Genomic DNA, 22,073 nt, shown 5'->3' with positions numbered 1-22,073 from the left:
GTGTGTTCCAGAAGGGTTTTAGTCAGAATATCAAATTAAGACAGTTTCTGTGAAGAAATTTTGACGAAAACGCTTTCTTTAAGACATAAAGAAGAAACTCCCTCATAGATAAAGGGAGTTTTCAACTTGATTTGTTTGATCTGTTTCATCTAAGAGCAGTTCTTTTAATTTTTCTTCATGGATGATTTTGATTAGATCGTAGCTCCAATTCATCATGTGATCCACCTCTTTTTCTTTTATCGTAAAGGAAAAGAGGCGGAGGAGCGTCAGCATGCAGGTGGAATTTAGCCACTGCACCATGATGGAGCTGCTCCTCCTTCTTAGGGTGTACTTATCCCTTTCTCACAACAATTTCGTCATGTTCAACATCGACTGTAAATCCAGAAAGATGTTCTTCTTCAAGTAAGATGTCCGTCATTTGATCTTCGACATGCTCTTGAATCGTTCTCCGTAATGGACGAGCACCAAATGCAGGGTGGTATCCAAGCTCTGCGATTTTTTCTTTCGCTTCGTTTGTGACGTGAACTGTTAGATTTTGTTCTTTTAGCTGCTCAGCTAGTTCTTGAAGCAAAAGATCAACAATTTTAACTAAATCGTCTTTGTCTAATGAGTTAAACTGAATGATGCTGTCAAAACGGTTCAAGAACTCAGGTTTGAAATAGGCGCTGAGTGAATCAATCAGTGATTGTTCCTCAATGGCTTCTTCCTTGTCAGACTGGAAGCCGACTTTCACCGTTTTATCTGTGCTGCCTGCGTTACTTGTCATGATGATGACTGTGTCTTTAAAGCTGACTGTTCTGCCCTGGCTGTCTGTTAGACGGCCATCCTCCATGATTTGAAGGAACATGTGCTGGACATCAGGGTGCGCTTTTTCGATTTCATCGAGCAAAATGATGCTATATGGTTTTCTGCGAACCTTTTCAGTCAGTTGTCCTGCTTCGTCATGACCAACGTATCCAGGAGGAGAACCGATGATTTTGGATACAGAGTGTTTCTCCATATATTCACTCATGTCCAAACGAATGATCGCGTCTTTTGAGCCAAATAATTCTTCCGCTAATGTTTTGGACAATTCGGTTTTACCGACGCCTGTCGGTCCAACGAAAAGGAAGGAGCCTGTTGGTCTATGTTTCGATTTTAAACCGGCTCTACTTCTTTTGACGGCTTTTGCTACTTTTTCAACCGCATGTTCCTGACCAATGACTCGTGCTTTTAAGCGGACGTCGATTTCTTTCATTTTTGTTTGTTCGTCTGCTTGCAGTTTGCCAACCGGGATTCCTGTTTTTTGTTCTACAATGGACTGGATATCCTCAGCTGTGACGACATGCTTTTTGTCATCTGATTTGTTTTGAAGTCTCGCTTCTATCGCTTCTTCTTCATCCCTGAGCTTCGCTGCCTTTTCATATTGTTCTTCTTTTAAAGCAGCTTGTTTTTCAGCGGCAATTTGGGCAAGACGGTTTGTTAATTCATCTTCACTTGCTGCATCAAGAGAGAGGTTCGCTTTTGAACCCGCTTCATCCATTAAATCAATGGCTTTATCTGGCAAGTGGCGGTCTTGAATATACCGCGAAGATAACTGAACGCATGCCTTAATGGCTTCGTCAGAATAAGTGACGCCATGATAGGCCTCATACTTATCTTGAATGCCTTTTAATATCTCAATCGCTTCATCTTGTGTTGGCTCATGAACCATGACTGGCTGGAAGCGTCGTTCAAGTGCGGCATCTTTTTCAATTTGACGATACTCTTTTAATGTAGTCGCACCGACTAGCTGCAGCTCGCCTCGTGCAAGGGCTGGTTTTAAAATATTTCCGGCATCCATTGATCCTTCTGCAGACCCTGCGCCTACAAGAAGATGGATTTCATCTACGAATAAGATGACATTTTTACGGCTTTTCAATTCGTTGATTAATTGCTTCATTCGTTCCTCAAATTGTCCGCGTACACCTGTGTTCGCCACAAGTGAGGAGACATCTAATAAATAGATTTGTTTGTTCTTTAATTTATTTGGTACATCGCCACTTGCAATTTTTAGTGCAAGTCCTTCGGCAATAGCTGTTTTACCAACACCAGGTTCACCAATGAGGACAGGATTGTTTTTATTTCTTCTATTTAAAATCTCAATGACTCTTGCGACTTCTTCATCACGGCCAATGACTGGATCAATCAGGCCAGCATTTGCGCCATCAGTTAAGTTTTGGCCAAGTTCATCGAGTAAGCCTTTTTGTTTAGGCTGCTCCCCGATTGGGGCATGTCCTGTTGGCTGAGAAAAGAATGAATGTCCTCCGAACAGGCTAGGTCCCATTTTCATTTTTGACTGCTCCATCAAAGAGGTGTAGCAGTCCTCACATAAAACCATTTGGCTGCGGGACGAATTCACTTGCATATTCAGGCGAATAGTCGCCTCATTTACTTGACATTGTTGACAACGCATTTGCCATGACCTCCTTAAAAATAAAGTTTGACTTTATTTGACCAATGAAAGTTAAATAAAATGGTCCGTTGTTTGACCATCTTTGACTATAGTATACTCTGACCTATTTTGACTTTCAACTGTTTTGCTCAAAGTTTGATAAAAAATCCTTTTTTGCATTTAATCATGGTTTGTCCTTCTTTTCAAGGAACTTGTCTCATAGGATAAAAAAGAGACAATCGAAAGTGTGGGTGCGGAGGGGTCAAATGAAACGTTCAAATGAATCCGCTTTTCAGCTTGCCTTTGTATATGTGGGAACAGTGGTTGGAGCTGGGTTTGCGACAGGAAAAGAAATCGTTGAATTTTTTGTTCGTTTTGGCTGGATTGGACTAATTGGTATTTTGATTAGCGGCGCTATTTTTACTGGCCTTGGCGCAAAAATGATGCTCATCTCGAAACGAATGAAAGCTTCATCTTATCAAGATATGAATCGCTTTTTATTTGGAGCAGCAGCGAGTCGATATATAAATGTCGTCATGTTTTTTATTTTACTGGGTGTGACCTCAGTGATGATTTCTGGTGCAGGCGCTATTTTTGAAGAACAGCTTGGCATATCGAAGGAATATGGTGTTTTCTTAACGATTATACTGAGCGTCATTGTCCTTTTTAAAGGGTCAAAAGGGGTATTTGGTGTCAACGTTCTCGTCGTCCCGATGCTTATTTTCTTTTCATTCATTGTGTTTTTTGATTCATTTGTGTTTACTAGCGTCGAAAGTCACGTTCTTGCGCTGCAAATGGGAGAGGGCGAATGGGTGCTGTCTGCAATTTCATACGGCGCTTTTAATTTAGCGCTGTCTCAAGCCGTATTAGTGCCGGTTGCAAATGAAATGACGTCAGAGGCTGTGATTAAAAAGGGAGCGGTGCTTGGCGGCAGCATGCTGACACTCATTCTCATTGCCTGCTTTTTATCCCTTTCTTCATTAGATATGCTGGAGGCGTATGATATTCCAATGGCTCAGGTGGTGTATCAAGTAGCAAACTCCATACATCTCATCTATTTATTTGTGATCTTCGGCGAAGTCTTTACATCCGTCATAGGGAATCTATATGGACTCGAAAGACAAGTGAGTGTGTATATCCGAATGAATAGTCTCTATACAATATCTCTTATTCTGATCTGCTGCTATGTGATCAGTAAAATTGGATACGGTACACTCATTTCAACGGTTTACCCCATTTTCGGCTATGTCAGCATCTTTTTCATCCTCTTTCTTTGCCTGAAAAAAATGCCTGCATCCTTTCATCAGTAAAGAAGGGATAGCCTGTATAAAAAATATGTGGTACACTATCCTCTGTGAAAATTGAACAAAAATCCGTGAAGACGGGAGAGGTTCTAGCAAAACCCTCTATAAAAAACTAAGGACTTGCCGTATCCTTGGATGTGGCATTTTTTATTTTTTATGGCTGGGACACCTCATACACATGTAAAGGTGTCTTTTCTTTTGAGAAAAATAGGGGTTGTGAGGAGCCTTTCAGATGCAGCTTTGTACGATTGTACTCATCTGTAAAAGGAGGAAAATAAAAAATGAGAAATGAAAAAGCGGTCGTTGTCTTTAGCGGGGGACAGGACAGTACGACATGTTTATTATGGGCACTTCAACAATTTAAAGAGGTTGAAACAGTAACCTTTCATTATAATCAGCGTCATCAAGAAGAAATTGATGTCGCCAAAAGAATTGCTGACAAGCTAGGTGTGAAAAATCATCTATTAGATATGTCGCTTTTAAATCAGCTAGCACCTAATGCTTTAACAAGAGATGACATTGCTATTGAGGAAAAAGAGGGCGAGCTGCCATCCACATTTGTTCCTGGGAGGAACTTAGTGTTCTTATCCTTTGCTTCTATTCTTGCGTATCAAATCGGAGCAAGACATATTATCACAGGTGTGTGTGAGACAGACTTTAGTGGTTACCCGGATTGCCGAGATGAGTTTGTGAAATCTTGCAACGTTACGGTGAATTTGGCAATGGAAAAACCATTTGTGATTCATACGCCGCTCATGTGGCTCAATAAAGCAGAAACGTGGAAGCTGGCAGATGATCTGAATGCGCTAGACTTTGTGAAAAATGAAACGCTCACTTGCTATAATGGCATCATTTCTGACGGCTGCGGGGAATGTCCTGCATGTAAGCTTCGGAAAAATGGCTATGATACTTATATGAAAATGAAGGAGGCAAACTAAATGCTTTCTGAAATCTATCCACAGACAGATCACCCATTTTCATTTGAATTGAATAAAGATATGCATCTATCGGCAGCCCATTTCATTCCAAGAGAAGAGGCTGGTGCATGCAGCCGCGTACATGGTCATACGTATACGATCAATATCACGATTGCGGGAGACGATCTAGATGAGTCAGGTTTCCTTGTCAATTTCAGCACGCTGAAAAAGCTCATTCATGGGCAGTACGACCATACACTGCTCAATGACCATGAAGAATTTTCATCAAACGATCCATACGCTATGCCAACCACTGAGGTTGTTGCAAAGACTGTGTATGACAAAGTGGCGGCGTATTTAACGACCTTAGCGAACAAACCGGTATGTGTTCAGGTTTTTGTCAGAGAGACACCAACTAGCTATTGCATTTACCGTCCGAAACGAGTTGAGCTCAAGTGACTAAAGCGATTCCTGTATTAGAAATCTTTGGTCCGACCATTCAAGGAGAAGGAATGGTCATTGGTCAAAAAACCATGTTTGTCAGAACAGCGGGCTGTGACTACTCTTGCAGCTGGTGCGATTCATCATTTACATGGGATGGATCAGCCAAGCATGATATCCAGTGGCTTCAAGCAGAGGACATTGTAAAAGAGCTGAAGAAAATAGGCGGTGAGGCTTTTTCTCATGTCACCATTTCAGGAGGGAATCCTGCGCTTTTAAAGCAAATGGAAACCCTCATTGATCTTCTCCATGAAGAAGGGATTGATACGGCACTGGAAACGCAAGGAACGATGTATCAAGATTGGTTTTTGAAGATTGATGATTTAACGATTTCTCCAAAGCCGCCAAGCTCGAAGATGAAAACCGATTTCACGAAACTAACACGTATCATTGATGAACTGAAAAACGGAAACAGATTGCAGCATGCAAGCCTGAAGGTCGTGATCTTTGATGATCAAGATCTAGCCTATGCGAAGGATGTTCATGCGAAATACCCAGAGCTTCCTTTTTATTTGCAGGTTGGAAATGATGATACGACGACAGCTGATGATGCTTACCTATTAACGCATTTATTAAAGAAATATGAAGCGCTTGTAGATCAAGTGGCGCAAGATCCAGATTTGAATCGTGTGAGAGTCTTACCGCAGCTGCACACGTTATTGTGGGGAAATAAACGAGGCGTATAGAAAGGAAGAGACAAAATGACGACAAGAAAACCTGAAGAATTAGAAGGTGTCACTTTACTAGGTAATCAAGGGACGAATTATTTGTTTGACTATGCACCACAAGTGCTTGAAACGTTCCCGAATAAACATACAAATAGAGATTATTTTGTGAAATTCAATTGCCCGGAATTCACTTCACTTTGTCCGCAAACAGGGCAGCCAGATTTTGCGACGGTTTATATCAGCTATATTCCCAATGAAATCATGGTCGAAAGTAAATCGTTAAAATTATATTTGTTCAGCTTCCGTAACCATGGTGACTTCCATGAGGATTGTATGAATATTATCATGAACGATCTGATTGAATTAATGGACCCAAGATATATTGAAGTATGGGGAAAATTCACACCAAGAGGCGGTATTTCGATTGACCCGTATACGAACTACGGAAAACCTGGGACAAAGTATGAAGAAATGGCATCTTATCGTATGATGAATCATGATATGTATCCAGAAACGATTGACAATCGCTAATTAATAGGAAAAGACATGCCGGATGACATGTCTTTTTTTAGTGGAAATGAGCTGATGAGGAAACATAAAAAAGAGAAGAGTCATGTCACTCTTCTCATACCAATAGGAATAGAACTTGCTAGGACGGCTGGGGGCTACCAGCTCGTAAATATATTATATACGACAGAACGTATGTTTGTAAAGGTAAATCGTGCTTTTTTTGCTTATCCCATTTGCTTTGAGATAAAATAAGAGCAACGAGTGAAAACGGAGGCGTTTGGGTTGGAAAACAAAGAAGACAAAACAGAGAAGCTGCTCATGGAATTAAGAGAAGAGCTTCACATGCTTGAACATCAAAATAAGGAACGGTATAAATGGAGTGCCTCCACATTGCTTGGGGTGATTGCCCTTTTAATTGATAAAGGAGTGATCACACCTGAAGAAGTTGAAATGTACAAAACAAAAGCGGAAATGCAAACCTTTCACGCGCAAAAAGACTGATGCCCTTTCACTTGGTTGTCAGCCTTTTTCATATGTGATGGTAAAAGAGAGCAAAGCTGTCAAACGAGGGCAGCTTTGCTTCGTATATCCTTATGTAACGATAGCCAGAATTGAGGATTGCAAATTAATGTACGGAGTCTTTGATGATTTTATAGTTTTTATGATTAACGACTGTTAGTGAATCCAGTTCTAAATCTCTATAGTTGTCCATAATGGTAACATCTACAATGACAGAGTTTTCATTTACTTTTTCAACTACACCTGTTAAACCATTTCTAAATTCGATCACATTTCCAATTTTTGCAATCTTCAACCGATCCCTCTCCTTTAAAAACAGATTTCATTCCCTATTAAAAAGTATTTTGCAATATTTTCATACCAATGTAAAGGATAAAGACGTTTTTGTTTCGTTTTCATTAAACGAATGGTATATTTAATAGTTGATCATGGCTGAAAAGGAGCGGTTTTTTTGACTGAAGAACAAATCCACACAATACTAGAATCATTACGGAATGGAACGGAAAAACAAGTGACCATTCAAAAGGATGATTTTTTAACGTTTCGTTCTGTTTTGGTCAATCAAGATGATTTTAAACAGTTTCGCGGAATTGCCAAGCACGGTGGAGATGTTATTTTTGAATATCTTAAAGAAGCAAGAAGCTGAAGCTTTTTCTCATGGATGAGAGAAAGCTTTTTATTTTTGGTTCTTTTGTCACACTTCAAACCAGCCTGATACATATGATAAGAAAATGTAATAATCCATAATCAGGAGTATAAGGATGATTATAGGCTGAAAAAGGACTCTTTTAAGCGCTAACATTTCCATTTCATGCGTATTTCAACTAGGACATGCCATTTAATGACGGAATTTGGACAGGCATGCAAATCTTTGTGCGTGAAAATAGAAGAGGCTCTTGTTAGAGTGGACAAGTATCTTACGGCCTACATTGATTATAGGAGGAATGAGGCGAATGATTAAAATTCATACTGCTCTTTTTGCCATCCTTATGCTCATCTCAGCGGTGAAGATGGACAATATACAAGAGCAGCAAGGCACATTAAGTCAAAAACTTGGACAAGCACCTGTGAAGCATCAGCTTTCATATATAGATCAAGATGAAAAGCATACCGTGATCCCGGCATTTTCAGAGGAGAAACATCAGCAGGAAGTGAAAATGCTAAGCACGACAACAGAAAAAAAGGCACCAAAACCGAAGCCGAAGAAAAAGGAACATGCTAAAACGGCAAAGCCAGCAAGCTCAAAAAATCAAGCGCGTTATTCTAATGAAGAAATGGACTTGCTTTCTCGATTGGTACATGCTGAAGCGAAAGGTGAATCTTACGCTGGGAAAAAAGCTGTAGCAAGTGTCGTCTTAAACAGAGTGGAACATGGCTCTTTTCCTGACAGTGTCAGAGGAGTCATTTATCAGCGAAATGCCTTCCAGCCGGTTTCAAATGGCAGTATCAATGATAAGCCAGATCAAGATTCGGTAAAAGCTGTGAAGCAAGTTGTAAAAGAAGATGACAGAACGACAAAGGCGATTTATTTTTATAATCCAAAAACGGCGACAGATCACTGGATTCGTTCCCGTAAAATTGTAGAACGCATCGGCCGTCACGTATTTGCAGTGTAAAAAAGCAGCGATCAATAGATTGTTGACAAAGGGCTAAAATGAACTTTATTTTAGCCCTTTGTCTTCTTTTCAGCGTGAGCTGAAAACCTTTGCAGTCTAGGAAGGACGAGTACCGGAGCGGAGCGAATTTGACATTCGTGAGCACCGGCGCGCAGGACTGACACCGAATGCGAGGGTTTGTCTACACGCTGAGCAGCGATCAATAGGTCGCTGCTTTTTTTGTCTCCAATTATCAAAATATTTTCAGGACTTGTCTCATAGAATGTGAAAAGAATTTGCTTTTAGACAAGGGGAGGCTACATGAATCGATTTGTAAAAGGGGTCATTCTGCTATCTGTCGCAGCTTTTATTGCGGAGTGTATCGAGTTCTTAGTCAATATGATTTTAGCGAGAGAGCTTGGAGAGCATGGAATGGGTCTTTATATGAGCATCCTTCCAATCATCATGCTTGTACTAGTGATTGCCAGCTTAGAGCTACCAGTCTCCATCTCTAAATTCATTGCCGAATCGCACGAGCGGTTACACAAAAGTATGCTGCGCCATGCGTTTAAAATGACGCTTGTGGTGACATGTACAACTACGGGAATCGCAGCGATTGTCCTTCCTTTCATTCCTGTGTTTCAGTCGTATCATCCATTAATGAAAGGCTTGGTTTTGTCACTCATTCCCATTATCGCGTTTACTTCCATTGCACGCGGCTATTTTATGGGCAAGCAGCAAATGGGCAGAATTGCCCTAGCGAATATGCTGAAAAAAACGATCCAGCTCATCTGCTTGTTTTTGTTTTTTCATTGGTATTCGTTTGGTATCGAAACAGCGGTGCTGATTGCGATTGGGGTCATCGTTGCAAGTGATCTTGTCGTCTTTATCTATCTATACTCCCAATACATCATGGCAAAAAATGCTGTGAATGTCCGGTCTGTTGAACTAAGAGGGATTGACGTAAGAAAGCGATTGTTAGCTGTCTCCATTCCGACAACTGGCATGCGCATTTTTCATGCGATTGCCAATGCAGTTGAACCATTTTTAATCAAAGGGGCCCTTGTGGCAGCCGGTATTTCTGGAACACTGGCTGTTGATCATTACGGAATGCTTGCGGGTGTAGCGATGTCCATCGGTTTTTTCCCGGCATTTATCGCACATTCCATTATGATTGTGATGATTCCGAATGTATCTGAAGCCTATGCCTTAGGGCAGTATGATCTCGTGAAAAAACGTGTAAGGCAAGCGATTCTCATTACGTTTGGGTATGGGGTGCCGGCAGTGATGATCATGTATTACTTCGCCTACCCGCTCGCGCAGCTCTTTTTTGACTCGCCGCAAGCAGCCGTCTATCTACAGCTGCTCTGGCCGTATTTTTTATGCCACCTGTTTGTGATGCCGTTTCAAGCGTGTTTAATCGGAATGGGGCTGATGAAAGATGTGTTCCTACATAATATATGGGTGCATGTCGTCTCGTTTTCTATGGTGTATTTCCTCGGGTCAATGGAATCTTTGAATATGATGGGGGTCATCTTAGGCATGAATACGGGAATGCTGCTATTGACGGCTCTTCATTATGCAACCATATGTAAAGAGCTTGGCGTTTCCATGTTTCTCACAGTGAAAAAAGCATGAATGTCATCTTCAGCTAGAGGGCAAGCTATAAGAAAACGCGGAAGGAAGATGATGATGAATCGTAAATATCTACCTGCCAATCTTCTGATAATGACCCTTCTTCTATTTCTGATGAACGTAGAGGCAGAAGCGAAAGAGCCTGTGATGGCGCCGAGGATAGAGGCTCCTGCCTTAACGGGGGAGATGCAGATGGTTCCGGCGAAAGGGAAACGAACGATCCTGCATTTTTGGACAACATGGTGCCCGTCCTGCAAAATGGAGCTGCCAGCCTTTGAGCAGATCGTGAAAGAAAATCAGAGTGATGTTGATATACTGACGGTTAATTTACTGGGTGCTGAGCAAAGTAAACATGCCGTCGCCCAATTTGTGAAAGATAGAAAATTTACATTTCCGATTGTGCTGGATGAGCGCGGTGAAATGATGAAGAAATATCAAATTATCACGATTCCTACTACCTTTTTGATCAATGAAAAAGGAGAAGTAGTCAAAAACCATGTAGGCCCAATGACGAAAAAACAAATCAAAGAGTGGACAAATTCATAGAGAAAATCCTTTCTGTAAAGAACCAATGGTCAAACCTTTGGTTCTTTTTTTGTGTTCGATTGACTCTTAGCTGAATAAAATGTGCTCAGATGAGGAAGGAATGGACGGTATCAATAATGATAATTATTATCAAAAAGAAATTATAATAATTATTAATTGAAAATTAATCAGAACCTGTTATAATGAGTTACAGACCTATAAAAAGCTTGAAATAGCAAAGAAAAATAGATGAAAAACGGAACGGGTAACGATTGATAATGTGAAAATCATTATCAATTAGAGAGGAGAAAACAATCATGAATGAGAATACAGTACTTTATCAAACGACAAATCAAAAGGAATCAACATCGCTCTTTCACAAATGGGCACAGCACGGAGAATTAATGGCAGCAGGTATCTCGGGGATTCTCATCTTGATTGGATGGTTTCTAAAGGATGAAAGCATGTGGAGTATTCCACTTTTCATTCTTGCTTTTGTCATTGGCGGTTTTGCAAAGGCGAAGGAAGGAATCGAAGAAACCATTTCATCTAAAACATTGAATGTTGAACTTTTAATGATTTTTGCAGCGATAGGCTCAGCGATTATTGGATACTGGGCGGAGGGCGCCATCTTAATTTTTATTTTCTCGCTCAGCGGTGCGCTAGAAACATACACATCAAATAAAAGCAAGAAAGATTTAACGGCATTAATGAGTATCGCCCCAGATGAAGCCACTTTCATTGAAGAAGATGGCACCACCATCCAAGTGGCTGCTTCTTCACTAACGCCAGGCGATCGTATTTTAATCAAAGCTGGCGAACGTATTGCAGCAGATGGTGTGATCATAAGCGGAAGAACAAGTGTGGACGAATCTGCACTGACTGGTGAATCGGTTCCACAGGAAAAAGGACAAGGGGAAGATGTGTTTGCAGGAACTGTGAACTTAAATGGTTCATTAACAGTAGAAGTCACGAAACATAATGAAGAAACGCTTTTCCATAAAATCATTAAGCTTGTCGAGTCTGCACAGGAAAGTGTTTCGCCGAGCCAAGCCTTTATTGAAAAATTTGAAGGTGCATACGTAAAAGGTGTGCTAATCACTGTTGCTATGTTAATGTTCCTGCCTCATTTTGTACTTGGCTGGAGTATGAGTGAGACATTCTATCGTGCGATGGTGTTTATGGTGGTTGCCTCACCTTGTGCACTCGTTGCGTCTATTATGCCAGCAGCTCTTTCACTGATCTCAAACGGCGCAAGAAACGGTATGCTTGTGAAAGGAAGTGTCTTTTTAGAGAAGCTCGGCACAAGCACGATGATTGCATTTGATAAAACGGGCACGATTACAAGCGGAAAGCCAGCAGTTGAAAAAGTGATCATGGCAAAAGAGCAAGATGAATCGACCTTTTATCAGGCGCTCTATCAAATTGAAAGTCAGTCAAACCATCCATTAGCTAAAGCAATTTCTGATATGGCAAAAGAGCACCAAACGGAGCGGTCAGCTCATGTCACCATTGAAGAAACGTCTGGTTTTGGTGTGAAGGCACAATTGAACGGAGACACATGGCGTATTGGAAAGAAAGATTTTGCCGGAAAAGCTTCAATGGATCGTGAAATTGAAGAGGCTGGTGATGTTCTTTCAGCACAAGGATATACAGTTGTCTATGTTCAAAAAAATCAAGAAGTCGTCGGCTGCCTTGGTCTAAAGGATCAAATCAGACCAGAAGCCAAAAAAATGATCCAGGAGCTAAACGATTTAGGTATCCAAACGGTCATGCTGACAGGAGATCAGCAAAAAACCGCTGAAGCGATTGCAGAGGAAGCCGGTATCCAAACCGTTGTCGCTGAATGCCTTCCAGATGAGAAGGTCCATGAAGTCAATCAATTAAAAAAACAAGGTAATTCTATCATTATGGTAGGAGACGGGATTAATGATGCACCTGCACTCGCCACAGCAGATGTTGGGGTGGCGATGGGCGGAGGGACAGACGTTGCATTAGAAACGGCAGATCTCATTTTAATGAAAAATAATTTAAACAACCTGACAAAGATGATCCGTCTTTCAAGAAAAATGAATCGAATCATTAAACAAAACATCATCTTTTCATTAACTGTGATCTGTCTATTAATTTGTGCGAATTTCTTACAAGTTCTTGATTTACCTTTTGGTGTGATTGGACATGAAGGCAGTACAATTTTGGTTATTTTAAATGGCCTGCGTCTGCTTCGTGCCTCTTAAGCAAATTATCAAGGCGCACTGGCTTTATGTCAGTGCGCTTTTGTGCGAAATACAGTAAAAGCTGATACAATAGATCAGTAGTTAAACGTGTAAGGAGGATCACGATGAACCGAATGAATCACTTGTCTTCTTGGCTAAAGGAAAAAGACATTCAAGGTGCATTTATACATACAAAGGAAAATGTGTTCTATCTATCTGGATACTTCACAGAACCGCACGAAAGAGTGATGGGTCTGTTTGTTTTTCAAGAGGCAGACCCATTTTTCATTTTGCCTAAAATGGAAATGGAGCAGGCGAAGAATGCAGGATGGCATGGAGAGATCATTGGATATGAAGATCATGAAAACCCATTTGATTTCATGCAAAAGGCCATAGAAAAACGAGGTGTACGGACGACTCGTCTGGCGATTGAAAAAGAATCAATTCCTCTGCAACGAGCAGAGCAGCTCCAAGCTGTCACGCGGGCAGAAACATTCGTCCGGGCAGAAGATGTGCTAAACCAGTTAAGGCTGATAAAGGACGAAGCTGAAATTGCGACACTGAAAAAAGCCGCTCAATTGGCAGATGAAGGGGTCAAAATTGGCGTCAATGCCTTAAAAGAAGGGATCACAGAAACAGAGGTTCTTGCTGTCATCGAATATGAACTAAAGAAAAAAGGCATCCAAGGCATGTCCTTTTCAACAATGGTTCTCTTTGGAGAAAAATCAGGCGAACCTCACGGAAATCCAGGACAGGCAGCCTTAAAAAAAGGCGATTTTGTATTATTTGACCTTGGTGTGATCGTAGATGGATATTGTTCAGACATTACAAGAACCTTCATCTATCAAGAAGCGTCTGAAAAACAAAAGGATATTTACAACACCGTCTTAAAAGCAGAAATGGCAGCACTTGAAATGAGCCAGCCAGGTGTGAGAATTGGCGATCTTGATTTAAAAGCAAGAGGGCTGATCACAGAAGCGGGATATGGCGAATATTTCCCGCACCGCCTTGGACACGGACTGGGGATTTCTGTTCATGAGTTTCCTTCTATGAGCCAAGCAAACGATGACCTTCTGCAAGAAGGAATGGTCTATACGATTGAGCCGGGTATTTATGTACCAGGAGTCGGCGGAGTTAGAATTGAAGATGATGTTCTGATTACAGCAGATGGGCCAGTCACCTTGACCAAGTATCCAAAAGAGCTGACGATCATCAAGTAATGAAAAAAAATCACGATGAACGTCCAAGCCTTGGAAGCGTCATCGTGATTTTTTGTCACTCTTTCAGGTCCTTATCAACAAAAAAATCATCAATTGATTGAAACGGTTTGATTTGAAATTCTTTTCCTAAAGGTTTTAGTGCGAAGCGAGCAGACAACAAAACCGTCATACATAAGATGATCCATATGATGATCCCCATCTTGAATCCCCCTTTCCATCCAGTGATTTGTTCAGCTCGCATACATCTTAAAGTATGAAACGCTTACCATATCAAGAGAAAGTAGGAGAAAAAATGCCAAACATAAGGGAGATTGCGAAAAGAGCGGGCGTATCTGTGACCACCGTATCACGTGTGATGAACCATCATCCTTATGTCAAAGAAGAAAAACGAGAACGTGTACTTCGTGCGATGAAAGATCTCAAGTATACAAGGAATATTCAGGCTGTTCATTTAGCAAAGGGTTATTCGAATATGATTGGGATCGTTCTCCCGACGATTGATCACGCCTATTTCAGCGGACTTGTCACAGGTATAGCGGAGAAGGCACAGGCATGCGGTATGCATTTTGCCTTGTTTCAAACCGGATATGACCCATTAAAGGAAAAAGAGGCTTTAATGAGTTTAAAGGAGCAGCGTGTGGATGGTTTGATCTTTTGCTCAAATGCGCTAAGTGATCAGGAAATTTTAAAGTGGCAGGAATTTGGCCCTATCATTTTTTGTCACCCTACCCCGCATCATGAATGTTCATCAGTGTCGATTGCACATGATCAAGCTTTTAAGGAAGGACTTGAACATTTAGCGGCATGCGGTCATCAGCGAATCGCCATCGCTCTTGCCAGAATAGAGGGAACAAATAGCCAAACACGCCTTCATGTGTATCAAGAGATGATGCGATCACTTGGGCAGGACATTGATGAGGAATGGATCGTTGAAGGAAAACTGACCCTGTTTGATGGAAAACAATTATTCACAGAATGGCAGGAGATGAAAAATCGTCCTACAGCCTTACTTATCACAAATGACGACGTATCAGCGGGCTTTTTATTAGAAGCACAGCGCCATCATATAAAAGTAGGGGAATCACCAGCAATACTCGGCTTTCAAAACGAACAATTGAGTGAAGCGCTAGGGATTTCCAGCATCGAAATTCCAATCAAACGAATGGGACAGGAAGCATTCGATTTGTTCCACCTGTCGTTAAAAGGAGAAGCACCAGAAAAAAGAGTGCTGCCATTTCGGCTCATTGAACGGACAACCACTGTTTTAAAAAACAATCGTTGACGCATGTTTCATCTGTTTTGTACGATAAAAGGGATTGAATAAGAAGGAGGTGGGGATGTTCATGGAATCCTTCACCGTTGATAAAGCGTTAAATAATAATGTCATCATCGCAAGACACCCTTCTTTGGGCGAAGTGGTTCTGATTGGAAAAGGAATCGGCTTCGGAAAAAAATCGGGTGATATTCTCGATCAAGCCGCATTTGAGAAAATGTTTGTACTTAAAAATACAAAAGAACAAACAGAGTACAAACAATTGCTGCATCATATTGATGAGGACATAATCGAGCTTGCCAATGACGTCATTTATCATATACGAGAAAAAATGGGGCATCGCTTAAATGAGCATATTCATATTGCGCTGACAGATCATATTGCCTTTAGCTTTAAGCGGGTCAAACAAGGCTATGATATCACCAACCCTTTTATGCTTGAGACGAAATCCTTATACCCAAAAGAATACGAGGTAGCAAAGGAAGTCGTTGAACTAATTAATGCGCGGCCAGATGTTGAAACAAAGTTGCCAGAAGGAGAGATTGGATTTATTGCGCTCCATATTCACTCTGCTCTAACGAATCGGCCGTTGTCTGAGGTGAACCGTCATTCGCAGCTCATTACACAAATGGTCCAAGTCATAGAAGATTCATTTCATATGAAAGTAGACAGAGAAAGTATTCATTATTTACGCTTATTGCGCCATATCACGTTTTCGATTGAGCGTATTAAACGGGAAGAATCATTAGAGGAACCAGAAAAGTTGCTTCATCTATTGAAAAATGAATATCCTTTATGCTACAATACTGCTTGGAAAATGATCAAAATTTTGCAACATGCATTGAAAAAGCCTGTACATGATGCAGAAGCTGTCTATTTGACCCTTCACCTGTACAGATTGACGAATAAAATTTCATAGTTTCCGTGAAACGTGTAACTGATTCGATCAGGCATGAGTGACTTAAGGTAAATACAGGATAAGATCCTGTTATTTGCGCAACCTTATATCACCATGCCTTTTTTCGTGTTTGAAAGTGAAATGTAAACGGTTAATTATGAAATATACGTCAGCACGCGATTGAAATGTATGTTGTAAGCGAAAACAAAAGGAGGTTCAACCAGTGTTTAAATCACTTTTTGGTGTGTTGCAAAAAATTGGACGAGCACTTATGCTTCCAGTTGCGATTCTTCCTGCTGCTGGTATTTTACTAGCACTTGGAAATGCGATGCAAAATCCGCAGCTGATTGATGTGGCTCAATTTTTAAGCAATGATACAATTCAGCTTATTGCAAGCGTCATGGAGAATGCAGGGAACATTGTCTTCTCGAATCTTCCGCTCCTCTTTGCTGTAGGGGTTGCCATCGGTCTTGCCAATGGAGACGGTGTGGCAGGGATTGCCGCAATTATCGGTTATCTCGTTATGAACGTGACGATGAGTGCCGTATTAATGGCCAACGGTTCTATTCCATCCGATTCAATCAAATTGGCTAAGTTCTTTAAGGAAAGTCATCCAGCATATGTTAATATGCTCGGCATACCGACCTTGTCTACCGGCGTGTTTGGCGGGATTATTGTCGGGGTATTAGCCGCTTATATGTTTAATAAATTTTACAAAATTGAGCTCCCGCAATATCTTGGCTTCTTTGCTGGTAAGCGTTTTGTTCCAATCGTTACGTCTATTTCAGCACTTATTTTAGGGCTTTTGATGCTCGTCATTTGGCCGCCAATCCAAGGTGCATTGAACTCATTTTCAACAGGACTGCTTGCAGCGAATGAGCCGCTGGCTGCCTTTGTATTCGGTGTCATTGAACGCTCACTCATTCCGTTTGGTCTGCACCACATATTCTACGCACCATTCTGGTATGAATTTTTTAGCTATAAGAGCTTATCAGGAGATATTATCCGTGGTGACCAGCGCATTTTCATGGCGCAAATCAAAGATGGTGTTCAGCTGACAGCCGGGACATTCATGACAGGGAAATATCCGTTCATGATGTTTGGACTTCCAGCAGCAGCACTTGCGATTTATCATGAAGCAAAGCCGAAAAATAAAAAGCTTGTAGCTGGAATTATGGGTTCAGCAGCTCTGACTTCTTTCTTAACAGGGATTACAGAACCGCTTGAATTCTCATTCTTGTTCGTCGCACCCGTATTATTTGCGATCCACTGTGTATTTGCTGGATTATCCTTTATGATAATGGATATTCTAAACGTGAAAATCGGGATGACCTTCTCAGGAGGGTTGATCGACTTCTTCTTATTCGGTATCTTGCCAAACAGAACGGCTTGGTGGCTTGTGATTCCAGTCGGTCTTGTGCTTGCTGTTATTTATTACTTCGGATTTAGATTTGCGATTCGCAAATTTAATCTGAAAACACCCGGACGCGAGGATGAAGCGGCTGATGGTGCAGGCGATGCTCAGTCTGGAAAAGGTGATGATTTGCCTTATGAAATTCTAGAAGCGATGGGTGACCAAGAGAACATTAAACACCTAGATGCTTGTATTACGCGTTTACGTGTGACGGTAAATGATCAGAAGAAAGTAGACAAAGATCGTTTGAAAAAACTTGGCGCTTCAGGTGTCCTAGAAGTAGGAAATAACATTCAGGCAATCTTTGGCCCGCGCTCTGATAATTTAAAAACACAGATGCAAGACATTATTGCAGGCCGCACGCCTCGTCCAGCGAAAGACCCTTCTGCAAAAGAAGAAGTCAGCCAGCAGGTAGAAGAAGTCATTGCAAAGCCGCTTCAAAACGAGCATGGGGAAGAAATATTTGCTTCACCAATTACAGGGGAGCTTCATCCAATTACAGATGTACCAGATCAAGTATTCTCAGGGAAAATGATGGGTGACGGTTTTGCCATCTTGCCAAAAGAGGGAACGGTGGTTTCACCGGTAAAAGGGAAAATCTTAAATGTGTTCCCAACGAAGCACGCCATTGGCCTCCAGTCTGATGGTGGACTTGAAATCTTGATTCACTTCGGTATTGATACAGTCAGCCTCAAAGGAGAAGGATTTGAAGCATTTGTACAAGAGGGAGATCAAGTAGAAATCGGTCAAAAACTCTTAGAGGTTGATATTGATAAAATTAAGTCAGAAGTACCATCTTTGATGACTCCAATTGTATTTACAAACTTAAGTGAAGGACAATTTATTGACCTTCAAGAAACCGGTGAAATCAAAGCTGGTCAAGAAAACATCATGAAAATTTCAAAATAATTTTCATAACTGCCGTTCTTGTTAGATGACAAGCTCGGCAGTATGATATAATATTGTGGATGTATGAATTGTATAAAAAGGAGATTGATAAAAATGGCTCAACAAACATTCAAAGTAACTGCAGATTCTGGAATTCACGCACGTCCTGCAACAGTTCTTGTACAAACTGCTAGTAAATATGATGCTGATATCAACTTAGAATATAATGGTAAAACAGTGAACCTGAAATCTATTATGGGTGTAATGTCTCTAGGAATTGCGAAAGGTGCTACTATCACAATCTCTGCTTCTGGTTCTGATGAAAATGATGCACTTGCTGCACTAAAAGACACAATGAAAAGTGAAGGCCTAGGCGAGTAATGCAACAACTGAAAGGAATCGGTGCTTCAGCAGGCGTTGCGATTGCAAAAGCATATCGTCTGGAAGAACCAGATTTAACAGTTCACCAAAAAGACATCAACGATCCAGAGACAGAAGTGAAACGCTTTGAAGAAGCAATTCATGTTTCAAAACAAGAACTTGAAGCAATTAAAGAACATGCGCTAAAAGAGCTTGGCCAAGATAAAGCAGATATTTTTTCTGCACACCTTCTTGTGTTAAGTGATCCAGAGCTGCTAAACCCAGTAAAGGATAAAATCAAATCGGATAAAGTAAATGCTGAATTTGCTTTAAAAGAAACAGCAACGATGTTTGTCACAATGTTCGAAGCTATGGACAATGAGTACATGAAGGAACGTGCAGCGGATATTCGCGACGTAACAAAACGTGTCACTGGTCATTTGCTAGGCGTTGACATTCCAAACCCAAGTATGATTTCTGAAGAAGTCATTATCATTGCTGAAGATTTAACACCTTCTGATACAGCTCAGCTGAACAGACAATTCGTCAAAGGGTTTGCGACAGATATCGGTGGTCGTACGTCTCACTCAGCGATCATGGCAAGATCAATGGAGATTCCAGCAGTAGTTGGGACAAAAGAAGCAACAAAAACGGTAAAAAACAATGATCTGATCATTGTAGATGGTATTAGCGGAGACGTCATCATTCAGCCTTCTGAAGATGAAGTGAAAGCGTATCAAAAAAAGCATGAAGACTACTTAGCTCAAAAAGCTGAATGGGCGAAACTTGTTGACCAGCCAACGGTGACAAAAGACGGCGTTCACGTAGAGCTGGCTGCGAATATTGGAACACCAGAAGATGTAAAAGGTGTACTTGAAAATGGTGGCGAAGCAGTCGGATTGTACCGTACAGAATTTTTATACATGGGCAGAGATCAGCTTCCTACAGAAGAAGAGCAGTTCGATGCGTATAAAACCGTTTTAGAGAAGATGGAAGGGAAAGCAGTGGTTGTCCGCACACTTGATATTGGCGGCGATAAAGAGCTTCCTTACTTGCAACTTCCAAAAGAAATGAACCCGTTCCTTGGCTATAGAGCGATCCGCCTTTGCCTAGAAGAGCAGGAGATTTTCAGAACACAACTACGCGCATTACTTCGTGCAAGTACATATGGAAACCTGAAAATCATGTTCCCTATGATCGCGACGTTAACAGAATTTAGAGAAGCAAAAGCCATTTTACTTGAAGAAAAAGAAGCATTGGTTGCTGGTGGTACAGATGTATCTGATTCCATTGAAATCGGAATGATGGTGGAAATTCCATCAACAGCTGTTATCGCAGATCAATTTGCAAAAGAAGTAGATTTCTTCAGTATTGGAACAAATGATTTGATTCAATACACAATGGCTGCTGATCGAATGAACGAACGAGTGTCTTATCTTTATCAGCCATACAATCCAGCCATTTTACGCCTGATTACGCTTGTGATTGAAGCAGCGCATAAAGAAGGTAAATGGGTTGGCATGTGCGGTGAGATGGCAGGAGATGAAATCGCAATCCCGCTTCTACTTGGATTAGGATTAGATGAATTCTCAATGAGCGCCACATCCATTCTTCCAGCAAGAACGCAGTTAAGCAAGCTTTCTAAGGAAGAAGCGGCATCATTTAAAGAGCATATCTTATCACTTAGCACAACAGAAGAAGTTGTTGAATTCGTGAAGAAAACGTTTCAACACAACTAGGTGATCAAACCAGGCAGGTAAAACTGTCTGGTTTTTTTGTCGAATTTTATCATAACGAGTCATATCGAGTGAAGACAAGGGCATCCTAAAATAAAAAAATGGAGGTGACCAGCTTGTCTTTCTCAAACTATAAGCCAGGTGATCAAGTATACGTGATTTATCGAAATCCACATGCAGCAAATGTGGCACAAATTAAAGAAGCGGAAATTGTATCACATCCATACAACGAACAAGAACTTGCGCTATTTCTACTTGAAACATATCATCCATTAGCCCCTGATGATGCCGTATTTCCAACCTATGAAGAAGCAGAAGCCCTTTATCAAGATCTGTTTGAATAAGGGAAGATTTTAGAAAGGATAAAAGCCATCCTGAGAGGTTATAGTATCGGTATGAACCTATAAAGGGAAGGATGTGCTAAATATGATCAAACCTTTCGTCCCTCAGCTTGTTTATATTGAACCTCGAGCGCTGGAATACCCTTTAGGACAAGAGCTGAAGGAAAAATTCGAAGGTATGGGAATTGAAATAAGAGAAACAACGTCACACAATCAGGTGAGAAATATTCCGGGTAAAAATGACCTGCAAAAGTACCGTAATGCAAAATCAACGCTTGTCATTGGTGTGAGAAAAACATTAAAATTCGATACGTCTAAACCATCCGCTGAGTATGCCATTCCGTTTGCGACAGGATGTATGGGTCACTGCCATTATTGCTACCTGCAAACAACGATGGGAAGTAAACCGTACATTCGAACGTACGTCAATGTAGAAGAAATATTAGATCAGGCGGAACAATACATGAACGAGCGTGCCCCGGATATCACCCGATTTGAAGCTTCATGTACATCTGACATCGTCGGAATTGACCATTTGACACATACACTAAAGCGGGCCATAGAATACTTCGGACAGACTGATCTTGGCAAACTTCGATTTGTCACTAAATTTCATCATGTCGATCATCTATTAGATGCTAAGCATAATGGACGAACAAGATTCCGCTTTAGCATTAACGCAGATTATGTCATTAAGTATTTCGAACCCGGGACATCCCCCCTTGATCAGCGAATTGAAGCGGCTGTGAAGGTAGCAAAAGCCGGCTATCCACTTGGATTTATTATTGCCCCAATTTACATTCATGAAGGCTGGCAAGAGGGTTATAAGGTGCTTTTTGAAAAGCTCGATGCAGCTCTTCCAGAAGATGTGAGACAGGATATCACCTTTGAAATGATTCAGCACCGTTTTACAAAACCAGCGAAGCGCGTCATCCAAAAAAACTATCCGAAAACAAAATTAGAATTAGATGAAGAAAAAAGAAGATACAAATGGGGTCGATATGGAATTGGAAAATATATCTACCAAAAAGATGAAGAACAAGAACTAAGGCAGACGTTAGAATCATATATCGAACAGTACTTTCCGTCTGCAAAAATTGAATATTTTACTTAAAACAAGTCATTATGGCTTGTTTTTTC

Annotated in this window: 23 protein-coding genes and 1 riboswitch; of the genes, 19 read left to right on the top strand and 4 right to left on the bottom strand. The window is 41.0% G+C overall.

Annotated features, from left to right (window positions below):
* Positions 1-102: 102 nt before the first annotated feature.
* Positions 103-300 carry a hypothetical protein gene (locus BK049_RS01750; protein WP_008361747.1) on the bottom strand — a complete coding sequence of 66 codons (198 nt, stop codon included), beginning with the start codon at positions 298-300 and terminating at the stop codon, positions 103-105.
* A 31-nt stretch (positions 301-331) separates the two neighbouring features.
* Positions 332-2,434 carry an ATP-dependent Clp protease ATP-binding subunit gene (locus BK049_RS01745; protein WP_008361749.1) on the bottom strand — a complete coding sequence of 701 codons (2,103 nt, stop codon included), beginning with the start codon at positions 2,432-2,434 and terminating at the stop codon, positions 332-334.
* Between the two features lie 245 nt (positions 2,435-2,679).
* On the opposite strand from BK049_RS01745, the gene BK049_RS01740 reads away from it, so the two are divergent.
* The 6 genes from BK049_RS01740 (at position 2,680) to BK049_RS01710 (ending at position 6,814) form a co-directional block, all read left to right on the top strand.
* Entirely contained in the window at positions 2,680-3,723 is a 1,044-nt protein-coding gene (locus tag BK049_RS01740) for a YkvI family membrane protein (protein ID WP_008361751.1), read from the top strand.
* Positions 3,724-3,794: 71 nt separating this feature from the next.
* A riboswitch (PreQ1 riboswitch) is annotated at positions 3,795-3,839 on the top strand.
* A 159-nt stretch (positions 3,840-3,998) separates the two neighbouring features.
* A complete protein-coding gene (gene queC, locus BK049_RS01735) occupies positions 3,999-4,655 on the top strand; it encodes a 7-cyano-7-deazaguanine synthase QueC (protein WP_071167709.1) in 657 nt (218 codons plus the stop codon).
* Positions 4,656-5,093, top strand: coding sequence for a 6-carboxytetrahydropterin synthase QueD (gene queD, locus BK049_RS01730; protein WP_071167708.1), 438 nt, complete (start codon positions 4,656-4,658; stop codon positions 5,091-5,093).
* A complete protein-coding gene (queE, locus tag BK049_RS01725) occupies positions 5,090-5,821 on the top strand; it encodes a 7-carboxy-7-deazaguanine synthase QueE (protein ID WP_008361757.1) in 732 nt (243 codons plus the stop codon). Before queD ends, queE begins: the two co-directional genes overlap by 4 nt.
* A gap of 15 nt (positions 5,822-5,836) precedes the next feature.
* A complete protein-coding gene (gene queF / locus BK049_RS01720) occupies positions 5,837-6,334 on the top strand; it encodes a preQ(1) synthase (protein ID WP_003211403.1) in 498 nt (165 codons plus the stop codon).
* A gap of 261 nt (positions 6,335-6,595) precedes the next feature.
* Positions 6,596-6,814, top strand: a complete 219-nt coding sequence (locus tag BK049_RS01710; RefSeq protein WP_071167706.1) for a hypothetical protein — start codon at positions 6,596-6,598, stop codon at positions 6,812-6,814.
* Between the two features lie 124 nt (positions 6,815-6,938).
* Here BK049_RS01710 and BK049_RS01705 read toward each other — a convergent pair whose 3' ends face one another.
* Positions 6,939-7,127 carry a YkvS family protein gene (locus BK049_RS01705; RefSeq protein ID WP_003211747.1) on the bottom strand — a complete coding sequence of 63 codons (189 nt, stop codon included), beginning with the start codon at positions 7,125-7,127 and terminating at the stop codon, positions 6,939-6,941.
* A 156-nt stretch (positions 7,128-7,283) separates the two neighbouring features.
* Here BK049_RS01705 and BK049_RS01700 point away from each other — a divergent pair, with 156 nt between their 5' ends.
* The 6 genes from BK049_RS01700 (at position 7,284) to BK049_RS01675 (ending at position 14,023) form a co-directional block, all read left to right on the top strand.
* Complete coding sequence (locus BK049_RS01700) at positions 7,284-7,478, top strand: hypothetical protein (RefSeq protein WP_008361762.1); 195 nt, start codon at positions 7,284-7,286, stop codon at positions 7,476-7,478.
* Positions 7,479-7,785: 307 nt separating this feature from the next.
* On the top strand, positions 7,786-8,448 hold the full coding sequence (locus BK049_RS01695) for a cell wall hydrolase (RefSeq protein WP_071167705.1): 663 nt from the start codon (positions 7,786-7,788) through the stop codon (positions 8,446-8,448).
* A 300-nt stretch (positions 8,449-8,748) separates the two neighbouring features.
* On the top strand, positions 8,749-10,065 hold the full coding sequence (locus BK049_RS01690) for a polysaccharide biosynthesis protein (RefSeq protein WP_008361162.1): 1,317 nt from the start codon (positions 8,749-8,751) through the stop codon (positions 10,063-10,065).
* Positions 10,066-10,119: 54 nt separating this feature from the next.
* Complete coding sequence (stoA, locus tag BK049_RS01685) at positions 10,120-10,608, top strand: endospore biogenesis thiol-disulfide oxidoreductase StoA (RefSeq protein WP_008361164.1); 489 nt, start codon at positions 10,120-10,122, stop codon at positions 10,606-10,608.
* Between the two features lie 296 nt (positions 10,609-10,904).
* A complete protein-coding gene (locus BK049_RS01680) occupies positions 10,905-12,824 on the top strand; it encodes a heavy metal translocating P-type ATPase (RefSeq protein ID WP_071167704.1) in 1,920 nt (639 codons plus the stop codon).
* A 104-nt stretch (positions 12,825-12,928) separates the two neighbouring features.
* Positions 12,929-14,023: a M24 family metallopeptidase gene (locus BK049_RS01675; protein WP_071167703.1), complete on the top strand. Its 1,095-nt coding sequence runs from the start codon at positions 12,929-12,931 to the stop codon at positions 14,021-14,023.
* A 55-nt stretch (positions 14,024-14,078) separates the two neighbouring features.
* On the opposite strand, the gene BK049_RS19440 is transcribed toward BK049_RS01675, so the two are convergent.
* On the bottom strand, positions 14,079-14,222 hold the full coding sequence (locus BK049_RS19440; protein ID WP_167358851.1) for a hypothetical protein: 144 nt from the start codon (positions 14,220-14,222) through the stop codon (positions 14,079-14,081).
* Between the two features lie 93 nt (positions 14,223-14,315).
* On the opposite strand from BK049_RS19440, the gene BK049_RS01670 reads away from it, so the two are divergent.
* The 7 genes from BK049_RS01670 (at position 14,316) to splB (ending at position 22,047) form a co-directional block, all read left to right on the top strand.
* A complete protein-coding gene (locus BK049_RS01670; RefSeq protein ID WP_071167702.1) occupies positions 14,316-15,305 on the top strand; it encodes a LacI family DNA-binding transcriptional regulator in 990 nt (329 codons plus the stop codon).
* 55 nt (positions 15,306-15,360) lie between these two features.
* On the top strand, positions 15,361-16,215 hold the full coding sequence (glcT, locus tag BK049_RS01665; protein ID WP_034739792.1) for a glucose PTS transporter transcription antiterminator GlcT: 855 nt from the start codon (positions 15,361-15,363) through the stop codon (positions 16,213-16,215).
* A 202-nt stretch (positions 16,216-16,417) separates the two neighbouring features.
* A complete protein-coding gene (gene ptsG / locus BK049_RS01660; RefSeq protein ID WP_008361175.1) occupies positions 16,418-18,517 on the top strand; it encodes a glucose-specific PTS transporter subunit IIBC in 2,100 nt (699 codons plus the stop codon).
* Between the two features lie 93 nt (positions 18,518-18,610).
* On the top strand, positions 18,611-18,877 hold the full coding sequence (locus BK049_RS01655; protein WP_003211078.1) for a phosphocarrier protein HPr: 267 nt from the start codon (positions 18,611-18,613) through the stop codon (positions 18,875-18,877).
* On the top strand, positions 18,877-20,595 hold the full coding sequence (gene ptsP / locus BK049_RS01650; protein WP_008361177.1) for a phosphoenolpyruvate--protein phosphotransferase: 1,719 nt from the start codon (positions 18,877-18,879) through the stop codon (positions 20,593-20,595). The genes BK049_RS01655 and ptsP overlap by 1 nt, the downstream gene beginning before the upstream one ends.
* Positions 20,596-20,708: 113 nt before the next feature.
* The gene (locus BK049_RS01645) at positions 20,709-20,936 is read left to right on the top strand and encodes a transcriptional regulator SplA domain-containing protein (RefSeq protein WP_008361179.1); all 228 of its coding nucleotides are present in this window, start codon (positions 20,709-20,711) and stop codon (positions 20,934-20,936) included.
* Between the two features lie 82 nt (positions 20,937-21,018).
* Positions 21,019-22,047: a spore photoproduct lyase gene (gene splB, locus BK049_RS01640; protein ID WP_008361181.1), complete on the top strand. Its 1,029-nt coding sequence runs from the start codon at positions 21,019-21,021 to the stop codon at positions 22,045-22,047.
* The last annotated feature ends 26 nt before the right edge of the window (positions 22,048-22,073 follow it).

Origin of the sequence: Bacillus xiamenensis (assembly GCF_001857925.1) — a bacterium.
Lineage (GTDB): Bacteria > Bacillota > Bacilli > Bacillales > Bacillaceae > Bacillus > Bacillus xiamenensis.
Note: the sequence above shows the minus strand (reverse complement) of the source record. Positions and strands in the feature narration are given on the sequence as shown.